We start from the raw sequence: 2,713 nt of genomic DNA on the forward strand, positions 1-2,713 counted from the left end.
CGCCCGCAAACGACGCACCACGGCATAGCCGAAAACAGCAACCGTCAAGCATGTGATGGGACAGCAGTGTCAAGCATCTCCCGGGACAGGACAAGCCGGTCAGGCCACCATGGATGAGAACTTTCTCCACGGTTTCAAGGCGGCCCGCCCGCGGCGGCCCGCGGTGCGTAGTGCAGCCAGCTGGCCGCGCTGCGGCTCTTCGGCCGGTCGCGGCCAGCGCTGCCCACGCACCCAACCATCACAGCGAACAGCCAGACGATCAAAGGTCATCGCGGAGTACGGCCCGGCGATAGCCGCATCCGCCGCAGCCAGTGACGGTCAGATCACACCTCCGGCGGGGATCTCCAGCCCCGAGGCGACCACCGCGCGTCGGCTGAGCTTGCGGAGTTAGAGGCCTTTAATGGCTGGGGTTACGGCGGTCGGAAGTCCAGGCCGGTCTTGGCCGTGAAGCCGGTGATGAGGGCTGGTCGGTACTGCATGCGTTTGAGCCGGTTCTTCACCACGGCGATCAGCTGGTCGATGGTGCGCATGGCGAGGTTGGCCAGGCTCTTCTTCATGTGTGCCGACACGCCCTCGACCGGGTTCAGTTCCGGGGCGTAGGTGGGCAGGTAGAACACCATCAGCCAAGGGCGAGCCCTGATAAGCCGTCGCATCGCGGCCGAGGTGTGGGTGTTGAGGTTGTCCCACACGACCACCAGCGGCCCGCCGAGCTGCTGGTGAGCGGCATCGAACAACGCTGCGTAGTCGGCCTCGGCGAACCCTCGGCGTTCGCCCTTGCGCCCGCGATGCTGTCACATCCGGTAGATCAGCCGCGGCCGCCGCTCCGGGCGGTCGGGGCGGGTGGCGGTCCGGCGAGCGATACTCGGCCGGTGCCCTTGACCGGCAGCGACACGATCGGCGTGCGGCCTTTGCGGCCCCAAGTGCGCCCTTTGGGGGACCTCAAGCTCTGTCCGGCCTCGTCTTCGAAGCACAACCACGCCCCTTGTTGTGCTGCCAGCCTTTTATGATCGGCCACTGCTCGTCCTTCCAGACGGCGATGGCCTGCTCATCGCGTTCGGCGGCGCGCCGCGTTGGTGCCTGCCAACTCCAGCCCAGCCGGTGTAGCAGACAGCACACCCCTGCCACCGTGTACCGCACCGGAAGATGCGTTCGATCACCTCGGCGATCCGCGCCAGCGTCCAGCGCTGATCCGGCCACCCGTGGGCCATCGGCCCGCCGGCCAAGACCTCCTCCAGACGTGCCAGTTGGGCCTCGTCCAGCTTGCATACCGCCCCACCGGGCCCCTGGAGGCCAGCGCCTGCCGCCCGCCGTTCTCCAGCGCCCGCCGCCACCGGTTGGCCGACATTCGCGACACCCGAAACTCCCGCGCGACCTGGGCATCCGTCGCGCCCTCGGCGAAGCGATCGGCCGCTCGCAACCGCACCTGCTCCCGCCGTAATCGCTGCTCCGCGGTCAGGCCTCCACCATCGGGATACCTCATGCACTCCAGATAGCACCGCAACAACCGTCTGCAAGCTCACGCCCAGGCCAGGCCACATAACCTTCACCTTTGAAGGTCTCTAGTGAGGTGGAACCTGATTACCTCGCACACCATCGACCCGGGCAAGCCCAGCAGAACGGCTCCTCCGTATCAAGCCTGGCTGCGACCGCAGGACAACAAATGACCGAGGAATCGCGGCCGGTGAGCGTACACGCGAAGCCAAGCTTGACACTCGGTCCTCGGCCCGCTGCCGTTCCGCTTCGCCGTGGGTTGACGGGGTACGAGGTGATCATCAGGAGGCATGCGACGAGTAATCTGTCGGGCCACCGATCTATGCGGGACGCGCGATGCCGCCACACCTCGGAGTCCTTGTAATCTAATCGTTATCCGATGCTCTCAGTGAGCCCGGGTAGCTTCGCCGCCTAGGCAAATGCCTAGGTGGGAAACTCAATTCGTGGGGCCTGACCTGAGATTATGCGCATGTACATGTGCCTATAGGTATATGCCTACGCTGACCTGCGCAAACATTACAGGGCATTTAATGGCATCGGACCTCTCGATAAAGGGCTAACGATGCCTCTCGGGCTGGCGCTGTGGCTGTAGCATCAGCACAAAGAAATGCCTACCGCAACCAACTTGTCGGCTGATCTGCGGTAGGCATTAACGATCTCACAAGGAGACCTCTATGCGCATGGTACACCCTGGTTCAGGATTACTGCTGGTCGCGGTTGTCGTCGCCGCGCTGGTAACTCTCCTCATCGTTACAGGACATGGAAGTGAGGCACCACTCGTCGTCGGCTCCGTGTCCATGGTGCTCGGCCCGTTCATCGGTAGGTCTAAGGGGCTCACTCGCGAGCCAGGACAGTAAGTAGGAAAGTTGGCGGCGCCGCGAAGCCCTGTAGAACGCATACAAGCTCTGGCATAGGGCCCTGAGTGAGGTGACAACGTTGCCGCATGTCAGCGTGTCCGCACCACCGCGCAGCCACGCTGACCACGGCCTCATTCAGCGGGGCAGGCGGGCTGGTCCGTCTGAAAAGCGTCGGCCATGCTGCCGCGCGGCTTCCGTTCCTCGGGCCTGGCGGCCCTGCGGTACGGGTCCGCTAATGGCCGTGTAGCGGGGATCGGTGGAGGCCTTCGGGTGAGGCTGATCCTTTGGAGTGGACACCCTGACAATGGATCTTGATGGTCCAGGGAGGGATGTCCAGGTGGGACGCCAGTCTCCGTACCCGGAGG

At 64.4% G+C, this 2,713-nt stretch carries 3 protein-coding genes; all 3 read right to left on the bottom strand.

Features of this window, described 5'->3' with window-relative positions; genetic code table 11:
* Positions 1 to 410: 410 nt before the first annotated feature.
* The 3 genes from AB0B45_RS51370 to AB0B45_RS51380 all read right to left on the bottom strand — a co-directional run bounded on the left by AB0B45_RS51370 (position 411) and on the right by AB0B45_RS51380 (position 1,480).
* Complete coding sequence (locus AB0B45_RS51370) at positions 411 to 734, bottom strand: transposase (RefSeq protein WP_358146352.1); 324 nt, start codon at positions 732 to 734, stop codon at positions 411 to 413.
* A 205-nt stretch (positions 735 to 939) separates the two neighbouring features.
* Positions 940 to 1,266, bottom strand: coding sequence for a winged helix-turn-helix domain-containing protein (locus AB0B45_RS51375; protein WP_358146354.1), 327 nt, complete (start codon positions 1,264 to 1,266; stop codon positions 940 to 942).
* Positions 1,154 to 1,480 carry a helix-turn-helix domain-containing protein gene (locus AB0B45_RS51380; RefSeq protein ID WP_358146356.1) on the bottom strand — a complete coding sequence of 109 codons (327 nt, stop codon included), beginning with the start codon at positions 1,478 to 1,480 and terminating at the stop codon, positions 1,154 to 1,156. Before AB0B45_RS51380 ends, AB0B45_RS51375 begins: the two co-directional genes overlap by 113 nt.
* Between the last annotated feature and the right edge of the window lie 1,233 nt (positions 1,481 to 2,713).

The sequence above is a fragment of the Nonomuraea sp. NPDC049152 genome (genome assembly GCF_040648355.1).
Lineage (GTDB): Bacteria > Actinomycetota > Actinomycetes > Streptosporangiales > Streptosporangiaceae > Nonomuraea.

Coding starts and splice junctions, on each gene's coding strand:
- AB0B45_RS51375 (WP_358146354.1), bottom strand. CDS start 1,266: ATGCAAGCTGGACGAGGCCCAACTGGCACGTCTGGAGGAGGTCTTGGC.
- AB0B45_RS51380 (WP_358146356.1), bottom strand. CDS start 1,480: ATGAGGTATCCCGATGGTGGAGGCCTGACCGCGGAGCAGCGATTACGG.